This window comes from Pseudomonas pohangensis, assembly GCF_900105995.1.
GTDB classification, from domain to species: domain Bacteria; phylum Pseudomonadota; class Gammaproteobacteria; order Pseudomonadales; family Pseudomonadaceae; genus Aquipseudomonas; species Aquipseudomonas pohangensis.
The window spans coordinates 1,815,110-1,831,738 of sequence record NZ_LT629785.1 but is presented as its reverse complement, the minus strand read 5'-3'; the positions used below and the strand labels follow the sequence as shown (position 1 = coordinate 1,831,738).

14 protein-coding genes are annotated in these 16,629 nt (G+C 61.4%); 3 read left to right on the top strand and 11 right to left on the bottom strand.

The genetic code is table 11. From position 1 onward, the window contains the following. Positions 1–55 precede the first annotated feature (55 nt). Positions 56–1,657, bottom strand: a complete 1,602-nt coding sequence (locus tag BLT89_RS08590; protein ID WP_090194224.1) for a GMC family oxidoreductase — start codon at positions 1,655–1,657, stop codon at positions 56–58. Positions 1,658–1,883: 226 nt separating this feature from the next. Here BLT89_RS08590 and BLT89_RS08585 point away from each other — a divergent pair, with 226 nt between their 5' ends. Next, positions 1,884–2,777 carry an alpha/beta hydrolase gene (locus tag BLT89_RS08585; protein WP_090194223.1) on the top strand — a complete coding sequence of 298 codons (894 nt, stop codon included), beginning with the start codon at positions 1,884–1,886 and terminating at the stop codon, positions 2,775–2,777. A gap of 407 nt (positions 2,778–3,184) precedes the next feature. Here the strand turns inward: BLT89_RS08585 and BLT89_RS08580 are convergent, their stop codons facing one another. Together BLT89_RS08580 and BLT89_RS08575 are read right to left on the bottom strand one after the other, a co-directional pair. After that, positions 3,185–4,867 (bottom strand): FAD-binding oxidoreductase, encoded by a 1,683-nt coding sequence (locus BLT89_RS08580; RefSeq protein WP_090194222.1) that lies wholly within the window; start codon positions 4,865–4,867, stop codon positions 3,185–3,187. Between the two features lie 204 nt (positions 4,868–5,071). Further along, positions 5,072–5,839 carry a ParA family protein gene (locus tag BLT89_RS08575; RefSeq protein WP_090194220.1) on the bottom strand — a complete coding sequence of 256 codons (768 nt, stop codon included), beginning with the start codon at positions 5,837–5,839 and terminating at the stop codon, positions 5,072–5,074. A gap of 411 nt (positions 5,840–6,250) precedes the next feature. Here BLT89_RS08575 and BLT89_RS08565 point away from each other — a divergent pair, with 411 nt between their 5' ends. Further along, the gene (locus BLT89_RS08565; RefSeq protein ID WP_090194216.1) at positions 6,251–6,874 is read left to right on the top strand and encodes a TetR/AcrR family transcriptional regulator; all 624 of its coding nucleotides are present in this window, start codon (positions 6,251–6,253) and stop codon (positions 6,872–6,874) included. Positions 6,875–6,972: 98 nt separating this feature from the next. On the opposite strand, the gene BLT89_RS08560 is transcribed toward BLT89_RS08565, so the two are convergent. The 7 genes from BLT89_RS08560 to BLT89_RS08535 all read right to left on the bottom strand — a co-directional run bounded on the left by BLT89_RS08560 (position 6,973) and on the right by BLT89_RS08535 (position 14,518). Beyond that, entirely contained in the window at positions 6,973–7,749 is a 777-nt protein-coding gene (locus BLT89_RS08560; protein ID WP_090194214.1) for a hypothetical protein, read from the bottom strand. A 242-nt stretch (positions 7,750–7,991) separates the two neighbouring features. Then, the gene (locus BLT89_RS08555) at positions 7,992–9,230 is read right to left on the bottom strand and encodes a thiolase family protein (protein ID WP_090194212.1); all 1,239 of its coding nucleotides are present in this window, start codon (positions 9,228–9,230) and stop codon (positions 7,992–7,994) included. A gap of 36 nt (positions 9,231–9,266) precedes the next feature. After that, the gene (locus tag BLT89_RS17630; protein WP_157718827.1) at positions 9,267–9,410 is read right to left on the bottom strand and encodes a hypothetical protein; all 144 of its coding nucleotides are present in this window, start codon (positions 9,408–9,410) and stop codon (positions 9,267–9,269) included. Between the two features lie 41 nt (positions 9,411–9,451). Further along, complete coding sequence (locus BLT89_RS08550; protein ID WP_090194211.1) at positions 9,452–10,246, bottom strand: SDR family NAD(P)-dependent oxidoreductase; 795 nt, start codon at positions 10,244–10,246, stop codon at positions 9,452–9,454. Between the two features lie 96 nt (positions 10,247–10,342). Next, positions 10,343–11,911 (bottom strand): class I adenylate-forming enzyme family protein, encoded by a 1,569-nt coding sequence (locus BLT89_RS08545; protein ID WP_090194209.1) that lies wholly within the window; start codon positions 11,909–11,911, stop codon positions 10,343–10,345. Between the two features lie 137 nt (positions 11,912–12,048). Continuing rightward, a complete protein-coding gene (locus tag BLT89_RS08540) occupies positions 12,049–13,182 on the bottom strand; it encodes a saccharopine dehydrogenase family protein (RefSeq protein ID WP_090194208.1) in 1,134 nt (377 codons plus the stop codon). A gap of 55 nt (positions 13,183–13,237) precedes the next feature. Further along, complete coding sequence (locus tag BLT89_RS08535; protein ID WP_090194206.1) at positions 13,238–14,518, bottom strand: acyl-CoA dehydrogenase family protein; 1,281 nt, start codon at positions 14,516–14,518, stop codon at positions 13,238–13,240. Positions 14,519–14,648: 130 nt separating this feature from the next. On the opposite strand from BLT89_RS08535, the gene BLT89_RS08530 reads away from it, so the two are divergent. Further along, positions 14,649–15,503 carry a helix-turn-helix domain-containing protein gene (locus tag BLT89_RS08530; protein ID WP_090194205.1) on the top strand — a complete coding sequence of 285 codons (855 nt, stop codon included), beginning with the start codon at positions 14,649–14,651 and terminating at the stop codon, positions 15,501–15,503. Positions 15,504–15,543: 40 nt separating this feature from the next. Here BLT89_RS08530 and BLT89_RS08525 read toward each other — a convergent pair whose 3' ends face one another. Continuing rightward, on the bottom strand, positions 15,544–16,521 hold the full coding sequence (locus tag BLT89_RS08525; protein WP_090194203.1) for an NAD-dependent epimerase/dehydratase family protein: 978 nt from the start codon (positions 16,519–16,521) through the stop codon (positions 15,544–15,546). Positions 16,522–16,629: the final 108 nt, after the last annotated feature.

Here is a 16,629-nt window from a genome sequence, read left to right as displayed (position 1 = left end):
CTGCGCGAATGGCCGCAGATGTTCTGAGCCTGCCGCCCCGGCTCCGGCTCCGGCCTCAACCGGCTTTCGGCGCTGGCGGTATCTGCGCCATGGCATGCTCGGCCAGCGCGGTGATGGTCAGCGAAGGGTTTACCCCCGGGTTGGCCGGTATCGCCGAGCCGTCGCAGACCAGCAGGTTCTGGTAACCGAATACCTGCAGGTTGCGGTCGATCACACCTTCCTTGGCATTCCTGGCGATCACGGCACCACCCAGCAGGTGGGCGGTAGTCGGGATGTCGGCGATCGCTTCCAGGGTACTGCTCTGGGCAATGCCGCCGGTATGTTCGGCCAGCCAGGCGGCTGCCGCATTGCCGGCGGCAATAAAGGTCGGGTTGGGTTTGTCCAGATTCTGCGCGGTGGTCAGGCGGTAGCCGCGACCAAACAGACGCTTTTTGGCCTTGAAGGCGATCGCATTGTCGAGTGCCTGCATCACCAGAAAGATCACCGTACGGCTGCCCCAACCGACCGGCCAGAGCGTCTTCAGAGCGCGCAGCGGGTGCCGCAGCAAACCGCCAAGCCACATCAGCGGCCGTGTCAGGCGTGTGCCCTCGCCAACCAGAATGGTGTAGATCAGCGACATGAAGTCACCCTTGCGGCCATAGGTGACAAACTCGATATGGGTGTCGGCATCCACATGGATGCTGCTGCTGATGGCCACGTCGTTCCAGGTCTGGCGATCATCCGGCAGCTTGACCGCGAGGATCGATTCACTGTTGGTGCGCACCAGTTCACCCAGCTGGTTGCTGATGCGCGGCAGCGAACCGCCATGCTTGCAGTTGGCCAGCAGGCTGTTGGTGCCCAGTGCGCCGGCGGAAAACACCACGCCACGGGCGGTGAAGCGTTGCGGCTGTTTGTCGAACCAGGCCCCGGGGCGCTCGGTGAACACTTCGTAACCGTCACTGCCATCCACCGCGCCAAGTGGTCGGACATCGACCACCTGGCGCTCGGGCAGGATGCTGACCCCGCGCTTTTCCGCAAACCACAGGTAGTTCTTCACCAGGATGTTCTTGGCACCGACGCGGCAGCCGACCATGCACGCACCGCAGCGGGTGCAGCCGGTACGCTCGGGGCCCTCGCCATCAAAGTAGGGGTCGGCGACGGTCTTGCCCGGCTCGCCGAAAAACACCGCACAGGGGGTGCGGCTGAAGCTGTCCTCATGGCCGAAGTGTCTGGCGACTTCCTTGATCAGCTGCTGATTGGGTGAATCGAACGGGACGGTCTGCACCCCGAGCATCTTCTCGGCGGTCGTATAGTGCGGCTGCAACAGTTCAGACCATTGGTCGATGTCATTCCATTGCGCGTTCTCGAAGAATTCCGCTTTGGCGCGATACAGGGTGTTGGCATACACCAGACTGCCACCGCCCACTCCGGAGCCGCTGGCAATGAATACATCGCGGAATGGGGTCAGGCGGAAGATGCCTTTGAGACCAAGCAGCGGCGCCCAGAGGAAGCGTCCGAGCTGCCAGGAGCTCTCGGCAAAGTCTTCATCCTTAAAGCGCCGGCCACGTTCCAGTACCGCCACCTGATAACCTTTCTCGGCAAGGCGCAGGGCGGAAACGCTGCCGCCAAAGCCGGATCCGATAACCAGCCAGTCGTAGTCAAAGTTTTGTGCGTCCATGGGGGTATACCTTGGTTCGGTTATTGATGAATTGCAGAACTCCCGGGCCGGGAGGCGGCGACTGCCAGCCTGAAGTCTAGATGCTTGTCAGGCACATGGCCTGCTTTTGGTCCAGGTTGCAGACGCCAGGGCTGCAGTGGAGGCGGGGCTGGCGGATTATGGCAAGTGTAAAAAAGCCTCATGCCTGTCAGTATGAAAATCCCATGCGGTCATCGAGGTTCGATCCATGCTCAAGCGTCAGGATATTGCTTTCGAATCATCCGGCCAGACCTGCCGCGGCTGGCTGTTTCTGCCGGCAGCCAGCGGCACCGGCAAGCCGCCGGTGATCGTCATGGCCCACGGTCTCGGCGCCATCAAGGAAATGGGCCTGGAAGCCTATGCGCAGCGCTTTGTTGCCGCAGGCTATGCCTGTCTGGTGTTCGATTACCGGCACTTTGGTGCCAGTGACGGCGAGCCGCGGCAACTGCTCGATATCGGCAAGCAACTGGCCGACTGGCAGGCAGCGATTGACCATGCCCGCAACCTGCCGGCGGTGGATGGCAGCCGCATGGCACTGTGGGGCAGCTCCTTCGGTGGCGGTCATGTGCTGGTGGCTGGTACGCGTAATCCGCAGGTCAAGGCGGTGATTGCCCAATGTCCGTTTACCGATGGTGTGGCTTCGGCGCTGGCCATCGATATCAAGACCTCGTTGCAGCTCAGTGCATTGGCCATGGCGGATGCACTGGGTGCGCTGTGCGGCCGTCAGCCAATCTATGTGCCGTTGGCCGCCGCACCGGGTGAGCTGGCGATGATGAATACACCCGATGCCAAAAGCGGTTATCTGGGCCTGGTACCCAAGGGGCTGGCGTTTCGCAACGAGGTGGCAGCGCGGGTGGTGCTGGGCATTTTCCTGCATGCACCCGGACGCATTGCCCGGGCTTCCAGCGTACCCAGCCTGCTATGCATCTGTGCAACGGATTCGGTGGCTCCGGCCGGGGCCAGCCTGAAACACGCGGCGAAGATCGCCAAAGGCGAAGTGAAGCTCTATCAGCTCGGCCATTTTGATATCTATGCCGGCCAGGGCTTCGCGGCAGTGATCACCGATCAGCTCGAGTTTCTCCAGCGGTTTGTCTCGCCGTAGGGCGAACCCTGTTTAATTGCCCCGTGCAATAGCCGGATGTGCCGGGTGTTTTTGTGGCAGAGGCGACTCGCCGCGAAGGAGCTTTCAAGCATGTCAAAAAACTCGCGCCGAGGGCGACGCTCCCACTGATTAGTCCGCCGGCCAAGCGGTCGGCGCAATAGCCGGTTGTGCCGGGTGTTTTTGTGGGAGTGGCGACTCGCCGCGCAGGAGCTTTCAAGCAAGTCAAAAACTCGCGCCGAGGGCGACGCTCCAACTGATTAGTCCGGGCCAAGCGGTCGGCGCAATAGCCGGTTGTGCCGGGTGTTTTTGTGGCAGTGGCGACTCGCCGCGCAGGAGCTTTCAAGCATGTCAAAAAACTCGCGCCGGGGGCGATGCTCCCACTGATTAGTTCACCCTGCGTCGAGCATTCAGCGCGTCAGTGCGCCGGTAATGCCGATCGGCCGGTGCAGCGGATCGTAGAGCACGCCGGGGTTGAGAATGCCCTGCGGGTCGACTGTCTGCTTGGCGGCGGCCAGCATGCGGCGGAACAGCGGATCGACTTCACGCTCATAGCCGCTGCGGTGATCACGGCCGACCGCATGGTGGTGGGTGATGGTGCCGCCGTGGCTGATCACCGATTCGTTGGCGGCCTGCTTGATCTCTCGCCAGGCAGCCAGCGCACTGGCAACCGTGCCATCGGCAGAGCGGGTGGCGAGGGTGAAGTAGGGCGCCGGGCCATCGGGGTAGACATGGGTCAGGCGGCAGGAAACCTGAATCTCCTGACCGGTGGCCTGCTTGATGGCGCGCGCCATGTCGGTTTTGACACTGCGGTAGAAGTCGGCGAAGCGCTCCCAGGTGATCGCGGTTTCGAAGGTGTCCATGATCACCCCCAGACCCACCGCCGGATCACGCCAGTAAGGCATGCGCAGAAAGGCATCGCGCCAGGCCCCGGCGGCGCCGCTGCGGTGCTCGCTGCTGTCCTGCGCGGCCATCGAACGCTCGACGGCGGCCGCGTCGTAGCTGCCACCATAATCCCTTGCCAGCTCCAGTGCCCGCGCCATCCACGCCTGCAGCGGGTGGTCGGCAGACTCGAAGGCCAGCACCAGCACCGCCTTGAGTCCGTCACCGACGCCGGAGAACAGGGTTTCCAGCGGATCGAGCAGCCGGCAGTTACTCGGATTGAGGCCGGATTGCGCGAGTACCCGCACGCACTCGGCAGCCTTCAGGTAGTCATCGAACTGCAGCGAGGCCGAGGCGCGAAAACGCGGCGGTGACTGCAGGCGCATCCAGGCTTCGGTGAGCACGCCGAGGGTGCCTTCGGAGCCGAGCACCAGCCGGTCCGGTGCCGGCCCGGCACCCGAGCCGGGCAGACGGCGGGTCTGCAGTACACCGCTGGGGGTAACCATGCGCGTGGCTTCGACGAAGTCGTCGATATGCGTGTGCTGGGTGGCGTAGTGGCCGCCGGCGCGGGTAACGATCCAGCCGCCGAGGGTGGAGAACTCGAAGCTCTGCGGGAAGTGGCGCAAGGTCAGTTGATGCGGCTTGAGCTGGGCTTCCAGTTCCGGGCCGAGGGCGCCGGCCTGGATGCGTGCGGCACGGCTGACGGGATCGACTTCAAGCACCCGGTTCAGGCGCTCCATGTCCAGCGAAATCGCACCGGCATAGCCTTCGCCGACCGCCGCCTCGACACCGCCGCAGACACTGCTGCCGCCGCCGTAGGGAATCACCGCGACATTGCTGGTCTGGGCCCAGTCGAGGATGTCGATCACCGCCTGCTCATCCTCGGGGAAAGCCACCCAGTCCGGCGCGGCCGGCGCCTGGCGCAACCACATGCGGGCCAGATCGGCGTAACTCTTGCCGGCGCTGTGATTGAGGCGGTCCAGCGGGCTGGCGGAAAACTGCGCAGCCAGTGCTGGCGGTGGCGCAATACGCGGCGCCGGCAGATCGAACTCGCTGACTTGCGGCGTCGGGCGCTCTTCGAAGCGCGCACCGAGCATGCCGGTCAGGGCTTTTACCGTGGCCTGTTCGCGGGCATCGAGCTGGCTGTCGACGTTGCCCCAGCCCCAGAAGCGGCGAGGGGTGCGGCGGGAGAGGGTGGCGTGGTCGTTCATGCTTGGCTGCCTTTTTTATTGTTTTGTTGATTACCAGTGAAGAGTGCGGGCCGCGGGCTGCTGTAAAACCATGTTCCGGCAGGGTGGGCTTCAGCCCACCGAACCTCCGTGCAACTGCTTTGGTGGGCTGAAGCCCACCCTACGTGTTTTGCCCAACAGTTAACGAGGTCATAGCACTTTAATGTCCCTGCCGGTTCAGCAGACTCAACATTCGAGCAGATCGAAGAGTGCCTGGAATTGCCGGGTCAGCTTGTGATTCGGGTCCAGATGGATCAGCGGCAGGCAGGCCGAATGCGACTCGCGCATTTTCACCGAACTCATCAGATAGGTCGGCAACAGTGGCAAACCTTCGCTGCGCAATTCTTCCAGCAGCTTGAGCGGCAAGGAGGTGCCCGATTGCAGCTGGTTGACGATGATGCCTTCGAGTATCAGCTTCTCGTTGTGGTCTTCCTGAATCTCCTCGATTTCGCGCAGTACGGCATACAGGGTTTGCCGCGAGAAGCTGTCGCAGTCGAACGGGATCAGGCAGCGATCGGCAGCAATCAGCGCCGACAGGCTGTAGAAATTCAGCCCCGGCGGGGTGTCCAGGTAGATGCGGTCGTAGTCGCCGGCCAGGCGCTTGAGCAGTTTGCCGAGCTTCTGCACCTTGTAACGCACTTCCAGCTTGGGCTGCAGGTCGCGCAGTTCGGCCGAGGCGGCAATCAGGTGCAGATTCTGGAACGGGGTGTGATGGATATTCGCCCGCGGCTTTTTATCTGCCGGACCCGGATCCAGCGTGAGTTTGAAAAAGTCGGCAATCCCCAGCGGTACATCGGCACCGGTCAGGCCGGTCAGATACTGGGTGGCATTGGCCTGCGCGTCCAGATCGACCACCAGGGTACGGAAGCCGGAGGCGGCGCTGATGGCAGCCAGATTGCAGACAATACTGGATTTGCCTACTCCGCCCTTCTGATTGAACACGACACGCCGCATGACTCCCCCCGATCCATAGTTGAATGAGCAGTCTAACGCTAACACGGGTTGATTGCCGTGCACCCTCCCTTGGTCTTATCCGCTCTGACTTTGTCCCGGTTGTAACCTGCTTGAAACATCCAGGCGGGAGGAGGCTTGCGACAGGAAGATTGAACTTTGGCCTGCTGCTGAGGCTGCAGCGCCGTCATGGATTGCTCGCAGCGGCAGTCGCTGCATGCATTGCAAAAAACCAGGCTGCCACCAGCCAGGTGCATAAGCTCGAGACCCGCCTCAACGCCCCGCAGACCTGGCCCGGCAAGCCTGCTGCTGCGGGTTGGCCGGCAGGTAAAATGCTTTGCCGGAAACAGCCTGTCAGGCAGGATTTCTCGCTAGAATAACCGTACCTGCTTCAATAATTTTCCGGATACAGACATGGCAGATGTAAAGAACAGCTTTCTGGATCGGGCACGCTATGCAAAAGGGCGCAAAACCCTGCAGGCGATACTCGATGCAACCTATGAACTGATCATCAGCGATGGGCCAACCGCAGCGTCGCAGCAGGCTATCGCCGATCGTGCCAAAGTCACGCAGAGTGCTGTGCGGCATTACTTCAAGACCAAAGAGGACTTGCTCGAGGCATTTTTTATCACCGCCATCGAGCGCTGGAAGGTCGTGCTGAACGACAAGCTGGCTGAAACAGACAGAGATCCGCGTGAGCGTCTGCTCGAATGGACCGAGATCCATTTCGACAACCTGCGCAGGGTGGACGCGGTGTTCTACTTTGAAATATCGGCGTTTTCCCAGCGCAATGCCGCTTTGGGTGCAGCGCGCGAGGAGTGGTTCCAGACGCTGCTGCAGTTTATCCAGCAGCTGCTCGGGGAGATGCACCCGCAATGGGACGTGCAGCAATGCCACGACACCAGCCTGCAAGCGCTGACGCTGGTACTGGGCAGCTGGTTTACGGCGGGCAGCGCCAGACCGGCGTGTGTGCAGCGTTCCCGGGAAGAGCTGGCTGCGCTGCTGAGGCGCGGTGTCGAGCGCCTGATTGACGCCTGAGGCCGGGCAGCGGGTCAGGCTCACGGCAACTGCGGCTTGCAACCACGCTAACGAAAAACCCGCCGAAGCGGGTTTTTCATTGCTGCTGGTCCGTGGCCTCAAGGATTGAAGTTGCAGGCCTCTTCCTTGCAGGCGTCATAGGTGTTCTGCAACTCGTCCTGCACGATCCAGTTGTAGCCTTGCGGCGTCGATATGATCAACTCCTTGTCGAGAACGGCAACCCGGTACTTCCAGCCGGCAGGCGGCTTCAGCTTGCCGCCGAGCTCGGCGAGAGACTCGTAGGTCAGATCGGGATCGACCATCTTGCCGAAAGCCTGCATCACCCAGGGCGTACCCTCGGGATCTTGCAGAATGAACACCGGCTTGCCTTTGTGATAGGTGAAGGTCGATTTCCGGTGGGACTTGACCTCCTGATAGGGCTGCAGGTGCGCGGCCTTCAGACCCACGCCCTTGGGCAGCTTACCCTGACCCCACCAGCGGGTCTCGAGCCCTTCAAAGCTCACGACCGGGCCAACCGGAATGGTCGCCGAGTCAAACGTCCAGCCGCGCAGGCCGTTCTTGTAGGCCGCGATCACGTCATAGCTTGCGACCAGAGACTCGACGGTGATCTTGTCGAACAGGGCCGGCGGGCAGGTGTCCAGCTTGTCCGCGCTGTTGTTCAGGTTACTGGTGTTGAAGTAGACACCGGCAATACCGGTTTCCGGAGTGCCCTTGAACAGCCACATTTCGCAGTACTGCACCGCGCGCAGGTTGTCAAAGGTCATCATCTCGGGTTCGCCGGGAATCGGTATCGGCTTGCGCTCGGCCGCGACGACATTGCCGGCGCCGAGACAGGCACTTGCCAGAGTGATCAGCGTGATTGCTTTACGAAGCATGGGTTTCTCCTTTTTGCGTTGAACGAAAGTGGCTGCATCGGAGTCGGGACATTTTTCAGGTGCGCTGCTGACCAGACATCTCCGACGGCAGTACCTCCAGAGTTGCTGATGCCCCGAGTTGCACAACCTGTCCCTCATGACATCTGAATTTACCTGCGGGAACACCGTGTTGATCTGCAGCAAATGGTCAGGAGTTCATGGCTCTGGCCGCAGCTATTGTTGCGGCCAGAGCACACAGCCACTCATTTGCTGAGAATGTGAATTGCCAGCGCTGCCTCTTCGATGCCCTGCAGACCACCACCGTTTTCCTGAATGGCATGCCGGGCGCCCTCGACCTGACGCGGCCCGGCTTCACCACGCAGCTGGGTGACCAGCTCGAACAGCTGACCGATACCGGTGGCACCCAGTGGATGGCCCTTGGACTCCAGGCCGCCGGAGGTGTTGATCGGCATGCGCCCGCCGAGGGTGAACTCGCCACGCTCGGCCGCCGGGCCGCCCATGCCTAGCTCGACCAGGCCGAGGTTTTCCGCCTGGATGATTTCGCCCATGGCCGAGGCATCGTGCACTTCGGCCACGTGCATGTCGTCGGGTCCAAGGCCGGCGATTTCATAGGCCTGATTGGCCGCCAGACGACCGATGTTCAACTCGGGCTGGTCGAGGCCACGATGACTGAAACTGCGGATCACGCTGGCGGCGACCTTGATGCAGCGGCGCTGGTCGGCGCCGATGCGCTTGAGACCTTCTTCGGTGCAGAGAATGGCCGCCGCCGAACCATCGGACAGCGGCGCGCACATCGGCAGGGTGATCGGGTAGGTGATCGGCGGCGCAGCCAGCACTTCATCGATGCTGAACGGCTTGCGGAACTGCGAGAACGGGTTGTGCACCGAGTGGGTGTGGTTCTTCGCGCAGACCGCCGCGATCTGCCGCTGGGTGGTGCCGTAGGTCTTCATGTGGAAACGGCACAGCGCCGCGTAGATTTCCATGAACTTGCTGAACGGCTTGTCCGACTGGGTGCCGGGTGGTGGCGTGATGCCTTCGCCCATCTTGACCAGGGTCTGGTAGTTTTCTTCGGCGCGCGAAACATCCCAGCCACCTTCAAAAATCGAGAAGGCCTTGGCCTTGTCCGCGATGTTCATCTTTTCCGCGCCGATGGCCAGCGCCACATCGGTGGTGCCGGCCTTGAGGCACTGCACCGCCAGGTTGAAAGCGGTGCTGCCGGAGGCGCAGGCATTCTCGACGTTGTAGACCGGAATCCCGGAAATGCCGATCTTGCTCATCACCACCTGACCGGGAATGGATATCTGGCCCTGCAGCGGACCGTTGGTCATGCCGGCGTAAAAGGCTGCGCCGAGGTCGCTGATCTGGCAGTTGGCATCCTTGAGAGCGCCTTGCAGGGCTTCGCCCGCCAGATCATCCAGGCTGCGCTCGAGATGGCGGCCGAATACAGTCATGGCGATACCGGCGATGTAGATGTTGCTCATGGTCGAACTCCTGAAACCCGATGCACAGAGCTGCATTCAGGGGTGGGTGGTTTGGTTGCCTGCAGGGATTTCCTGCTGCAGGTAAAAGCGCCAGAACAACACGGCATACAGGATGGCGCAGGCGAGGAAATTGAACACGGCTGCAGAGGTGAACAATTGCTTGCTGTAGCGGCTGCTCATGGGCGTTCCTTTTCTGCAGGCGATAGCCTGGCCGGCGGACCTTATAAAAAGCGCTTGAGAATGGCCGGATAGCTGTTGGGGAACAGTCGGCCCAGCCAGAACATGGTGGTGGATTTGTTGCCGGTGATGATGCGTTTGTGGCCCTTGCGCATGCCGTTGATGATGTCTGCAGCGCAATCTTCCGGCAGCGTGGTCAGCGTCTTGTCGGCCTGGGAGGAGAAGGTTGACTCTTCTGCACCGGCAGCCTTGACCCGGCGCCCGGCCTTTTCGATGTTGGTCTTGATGCCGCCCGGGTGTACGCAGATCGCACTGACGCCAGTGCCATCGAGTTCCTGCCACAGGCACTCGGTCAGCCCGCGCACGGCAAACTTGGACATGTTGTAGGCGCCCTGGGTCGGAAACCCCAGCAGGCCAAACACGCTGGAGATATTCACGATGCAGCCTTCGCGTTGCTCGAGCATCATCGGCAGGAAGGCTTTGGTGCCATACAGCACGCCCCACATGTTGATGCCCAGCTGCCACTCGAATTCTTCAATCGAGGTGTGGGCAACGGTACCGATGACGGTGGCACCGGCATTGTTGATGATGTAATGGGCCGTGCCGAAATCCGTTTTGACTTGTTCGGCGTGTGCCTGAAAGGCCTCCCAGGACGACACGTCCAGTTTGTAGCCCTTGGCCGTGCAGCCGCTGGGCAGCAGTTGCAGGGTTTCATCCAGTCCGGCCTGGTTGACGTCGGACAGCGCCAGTCTGGCGCCGGCAATGGCCAGCTGGATTGCCAGTGCGCGGCCAATGCCCGAACCGGCACCGGTGATAACGACTACTTTATTGTTGAACATGGTGATTCCTCATAAAAACTGGCTTGTGGGAGCTTTGCCCTCGGCGCGAGCTGTCAGGCCTTTAGCAACTCCCATGGGTCATGATTTGCTGCGCTATCAGATCTTGCGCTGTGCATCGTTCCAGTACTGCTGACGCAGGTCCTTTTTCAGTACCTTGCCCACCGGGCTGCGCGGCAGGGTGTCGATAAAGTCGACGCTCTTCGGCGCTTTCACCGAGCCTAGCTTGTCTTTGCACAGGGCGATCAGCGCTGCGGCGCTGACGCTCTGGCCGGCATTCAGCTCGACCACCGCTTTCACCGCTTCGCCCCACTGGGCATCGGGCACGCCGATCACCGCGCAGTCCTGTACCGCCGGGTGGGCCCAGAGCACCTGTTCAACTTCGCTGGGATAGACGTTGAAACCACCGCTGATGATCATGTCCTTCTTGCGGTCGGTGATGTGCAGATAGCCCTCGGCATCGATATGGCCGATATCGCCGGTGTGCAGCCAGCCGTCGATGATGGTTTCGGCGGTCTTGTCCGGGGCCTTGTAGTAGCCGCGCATCAGCAGGTCGCCACGCACGCAGATCTCGCCGGTTTCGCCCTGGGCGAGAATCCGCTTGTCGTCGTCCATGATCTCCACGCGGATCAGCGGGTTGGGCTTGCCGACCGAGGACAGGCGAGCATCGCTGGCGACCTTGCCGCCGACGAAGTGTGCATCCGGTGGCAGGTAGGCAATCGATGCCGGGCATTCGGTCTGGCCATAGCCGCCCATCATCACCGGGCCGATCACTTCGATGGCTTGCTTGAGTTTCTCCACCGACATCGGCGCGGCGCCGTACATGAAGTACTTGAGCGAGGAGAAGTCGACCTTCCTGTTCAAGTCCGGAATATCCAGCAGGCGGTAGATCACCGTCGGCGGCAGGAACATCTCGGTGACCTTGTATTGCGGAATCGCAGCAAGCAGCAGGGCCGGGTCGGGCCTGGTGACCACCACCACGGTGCCACCGCGCGAAGTACAGGGCAGCGACAGCAAACCGGCCGTGTGGGTCATGGGGGCAGCGGCCAGATTGACCACGTGCTCCTCGGAGCCGTAAGGGCAGCCGAACAGGAAGTGCGCGCAGAAGGTCTGGGCGCTGCGGTGGGTGTTCATCACACCCTTCGGCATACCCGTGGTGCCGCCGGTGGCGGAGAGCATGACCATGTCGTCCATGTCGACGCTGACCATCGGCGAGGTGCATGGCTGATCCTTGCTCCAGGCTTGCAGCGAAACCGCACCGGCGACTTCCGGTGCTTCACCATCGATGCAGATCCAGTGCTTGATTTTTGGCAGGCGTGGTTGCAGTTCGGCAATCACGCTGGCGAAGTATTTCTGGAAAAACAGGATTTCGCAGTCGAAGGCATCCAGTACGTAGTGGTTCTCTTCGGCAGCGTTGCGTGCGCCGACCGGCAGCCAGCACATATTGGCGCGCCACAGGCCCAGGGTGCAGGTCCAGGCGGTGACATCGTTCAGCGCCCAGACGGCACCTTTGGTTTCCTTGGGCAGGCCTTGCGCAAGCAGGGCGTTGGCAATCCGGCAGGAAAGCTCACCCACTTCGTTGAAGCTGTACTCGCGCTCGTCCTGAATGTATGCGGCGCCCTTGGGGTTGCTGCGCCAGCCACGGTCAAAGAAATCAATGATGGCCATCGGGTTGTACTCGCTCAGTGATTGGTAGGGCGGCGTAGTGGCGTAGGGATGTAGGGTGGGCTTCAGCCCACCACATTTCGGCGCAAGTACCTTGGTGGGCTGAAGCCCACCCTACGCCCACCCTAAGTTAAGTCCGCTTACAGCGGCGTAACCGTGGCACGAGCCAGGCCGCGCTGTTCGAGGAAGCCGAGCAGGTAGCGATGGCCCATGGCCTTGCAAGCCGAAGCAAAACCGACCTTGCTGGTCTCGCCATCCAGCAGCTTGATCGCAGTGGCAACCTGCAGCGCGCCGGTGGAAATATACGGCGTCACGCCATGCACGGTGGCGCGCACGGCAGCCAGGTTGCCGCGACCGATGGCGAAGTCCACCGAACGCTGGATGGTGGTGCGCTCGCGTGGCGGCATCGACGGTGTGGTGGAATCGACTATGCCCTTGATGATGGCGTTCTGCTGTTCAGTGGACAGATGCTTGTACTCGGCTTCCCACTTCTGGGTGAAGCCGTGGACCATCTGCATCACGTTGTTGTCGTAGAAGCCGACGCTGGAAATGCACGAACGCACGCGCGGGTCGGTTTCATAGAAGATCGGCAGCGAAGTACCGCCCCAGGGCAGCGAGAACACCGGCTGCATGAACTCCGGGGTCACCACATTGAAAGACGCAGTGATCGGGTGATCCACCAGCTGGTTTTCCCACAGGTAGCACTGCTGGCTACGCGCCAGCTCGAAGATCGAGGCGGTCGAGCCGACAGTCACGCCAGCTGCGCCGGTGCGCGGGCCACGGCCGATGGTGGCGGTTTCCAGCGCGTCGATGCCTTCGACTTCCAGCGCCAGTTCGGCGGCGATTTCGGCAAAGGTGTACATGTAGGAAGTGGAGGGTGCGAGCAACAGTCCGGCCTGGCGATAATCTTCGCCGAATTCGGCGCGTACGTTGCGCATGTAGAGCTGCTCACCGGTGGTGTCCAGGTGGTGACAACCGGCCTTGAGCGCAGCTTCCACGGTCGCCGCGCCGAAGTTGATGAACGGCCCCACGGTGTTGCACACCACTTTCGCGCCCTTGAAGGCCTTGATCAGCGATTCGACGTTATGTTCGCACTCGATGATTTCATAGGTGGCACTTTCCAGGCGCACCACGCGCTGCGCCATCATCTCCTCGGTGCGCTTGGCGTTACGTGCAACGCAGGTGAAGGGGATGTTCTGGTCAATCAGCCAGTCCATGGTGAGCATGCCGGTGTAGCCACTGGCGCCATATACAACTACGGGGTACTTGGCCATTTTATTTGCCCTCGAATTGTTCGGTTCGGTTGGTGGGTAATCGGTTGCTGGTCAATCAGTTCTGCGACCAGCCTTCGGCATACAGCTGCTGGGCGAGCATGCCCAGACGCATGGTCAGCACGCGGTTTTCACCGTCTTCGACCAGCGCGGCGCGTGCATCGCGGTAGATTTTTTCGATGGCGTACTCGCGTGACAGGCCGGCACCGCCAAACAGTTGCAGGGCCTCATCAACCACCTGCATGCATTCCTGGGTAACGGTAACTTTCGCCGAAGCGGTGGCGTAGGCATGCCCATGGGGCGTCTGCCGGGCATAGGCCAGCGAGCGGCGGGCCACGCCACGGCACAGCTCCACCCGGCGCAGCATGTCGCCGAGGCGGAAGCGCGTGAGCTGGTGGTCGATCAGCAGCTGGCCGCCTTGTTTGCGTTCGTGGCAGTACTGCAGGGCCAGCTCGAAGGCGGCGCGGGCGACACCGGTAAAGGTCTGGCCCATATGGGTGCCGGCATACGACCAGGCCGAGGTATGGTTGCCGTAGTACTCATCCTGCAGGGCCACGGCGAAGCGCTTTGGCAGCTTGACATTGTCGAAGTAGATTTCACCCTGGGGCAGCGAGCGCTGGCCCAGTTTGTCCAGCGGCTTGCCCCTGGATACACCGGGCAGGTCCAGCGGAATGATTACGGCAACCCCATGCGGGCGGCCATCGGCGTCGAAGAAACCGTTTCCGTAGTCGGCGCCCAGATAACCCAGCGCCACCTGTGCCACGGCACCGTTGGAGACCCAGGCCGAGCACTGGCCATTGATGATGATTTCGTCCTTGCCGACCTTGGCCAACATGTTGCCTTTGTTGCCCTGGGCGCCGCTCGGCCAGTCACGCTTGATGTCGTAGACGGTGACATCACTGCCCTTGTCCGGGTGGGTGATCATCCAGCAACCGATCTTGCCGGTGCACAATTCGATCAGCTCCTGGTTGCCGACGGCCTTGGCCATTTCCAGCGGGAAGCCGGCAGCGCCCAGCGAAATCGCCAGACCGGCATCACCCCAGCCCATTTCCTCGCCGATCATCGACTCGACACGCACTGCCATGTCCGGTGGCAGCTGTGCCAGCAGGTCGGAGTCCAGGCCGAGCTTGGCTGCTTCGGCAAATACGCTGTAATAGGGCGAGCCGGGAGCGATCACCTGCTCGGCGGTCATCTTGTCCAGTTCACGGCCCAGTGGGCGCAGGACTTCCCTGGCGAAGCGATGTGCACTGGCCTGAATCGCCTGTTCGTCTGCATTGAGCGGGGTTTCAAAGCCGGTCAGACCGACTTCAGGCAGTTTCAGTTCTTGAGACAGGTTCATGGCAGCATGCTCCTCGGAAAGTTATTGGTCAGGGCCTGGCAAATGTCCGCACCATTCTGGGTGGGACTGAGGCAGGCAACTTTCATCTGCTGAGCGTATATTTATCAAAATCCGATCATGAGGATGACTCGTGGACAGCTGGCAAAATACGCGGAAAGAACTGGGCAGCCTACCCATTCTCGAGGGCTCGATTGGCGGAGAAATTCCGTTGCAAGTCGAACGCTATCTGCTCAACGGCGTTGATCGTTCGGTCAGCGGGCTGGACGGTATCGGGCTGGTCACCCAGTTCGGCGGGGCGCGGGTGCAGGAAGGTGAGCAGGGCAACTGGCGTTCGGAGAACCTGCCCAGTCAGTCACTGCTGATTCCACGCAATTGCCCCACGCACTGGCACTACAACGGGGTTACCGACTTTGCGGTGTTTTATTTCTCTACTCAGCCGGGATTGCCGATCGAGCGGTTCACCAGCCTCACCGCGAAGTCAACGCAGCCGCTTCAGTTCAGCGACACGCTGGTCGGTTCGATAGCTCTGCAATTGCTCAACGAGTTGCAGAAGGGCAGTGCGGCCGATGAGCGTTTCATGGAGAAACTCGCCGATGTGATGCTGGAGCAGACGTACCGCGCATTGACGACGCCGGCAACCACGGCGCTGCTGCCCCGGCATGTGCACTTTCAGCGCTTGCAGAAAGTCCTGCCGTATATCCGCGAGCATCTGGCCGAGGATCTCTCGGCACAACAGCTGGCCGGTTTGGCCGGGGTCAGCATTGCGCATTTCCGCCGGCTGTTTCATGAAGCCCTCGGCGTGCCGGTGCATAGCTACGTGATGGCGGCACGCCTGGAGCAGGCGCGCAAGTTTCTCGCTACCACCAGTCAGCCGATATCGCGGATTGCCGAAGATTGCGGCTTCAGCAGCCAGAGCCATTTCACCGCCTGCTTCCGCGCTGCACATGCCGCCACGCCGGCGCAATACCGGACACAACTTCGCTAGCGGCAGGCGCTGGCGGTTGGCCCTGGCTGGATGACGCGGCTCAGATACGCCCTTCGGCACGCATCCAGTCGTAACAGTCCTTGACCATCTCTTCCAGGCTGACGACCTTGAAGCCCAGCTCGCGCTGCGCCTTTTCCGCAGTGATGGTGAGACTGCCGAAACACTTGACCATCTCCGGGGTCAGTGCCGGCTCCTTGTTGGTGAAGTTGCTGATCAGGTCGCTGACCGCGGCAACCACCTTGAGCAGCGGGGTAGGTACGGTTTTGGCTTTGGCCGGCTTGCCCAGGGTCTTTTCGATCAGCTGGATCAGCTCGAGCATGCTGCGGTTTTCCCCGCCGAGCAGGTACTGGCTGCCATTGGGTGCCTTGTCGGCGGCGGCGACATGGGCGGCGACCACTTCACGGACATGGGCGAAAGTCAGACCGGCCTGCGGCACGCTGTTCATCTTGCCATCGCGTACCAGCGGAAACATGCGTGACCAGGTGCCGATGTCGTAGGGGCCCATGATCGCGCCGGGCTGCATGATCACCACCTCGAGACCGCGAGACATTGCGTCTCTGGCAACCTCCTGGGCCTGCCATTTGCTCAGCTCGTAATTGACCGTCGAGCTGGCTGCCAGACTTGGCGTCTCCTCGGTAATCACGCCGCTGACCGGGCCATAGGCGGAAATCGACGAAGTGACAATCAGCCGCCGCACACCCCTGGCCAGTGCTGCCTCGACCACATTGCGCGTGCCCTCGACATTCTCGCGGGTTTGTCGGGCGTTACCCTTGTGCCACATGTTGGTATTGCCGGCGACATGGAACAGGGTATCCACGCCTTCCGGCAGGGCTGCCAGCAGCGAGGTGGCATCGGTAATTTCACCCTTGGCCAGCTTGGGTTCGAAGCGTTTGAGAAAGCTCAGATCCGAACTGGCGCGATGCAGTGCAGTCACGTCCCAGCCATCACTCTTGAGCTTGTGTACCAGATTGAGGCCGACGAATCCGGTACCACCGGTGACAAATGCGCTGCGTGCCATGGAGTGCTTCCCCGACTGATGAAAATGGAAAGGATTACAAGTCCAGGCAGCCTAGCATGCTCGGGAGTGCGAGGTCAGTTGGGTGCACAGGCTGGCAAAGACCATATA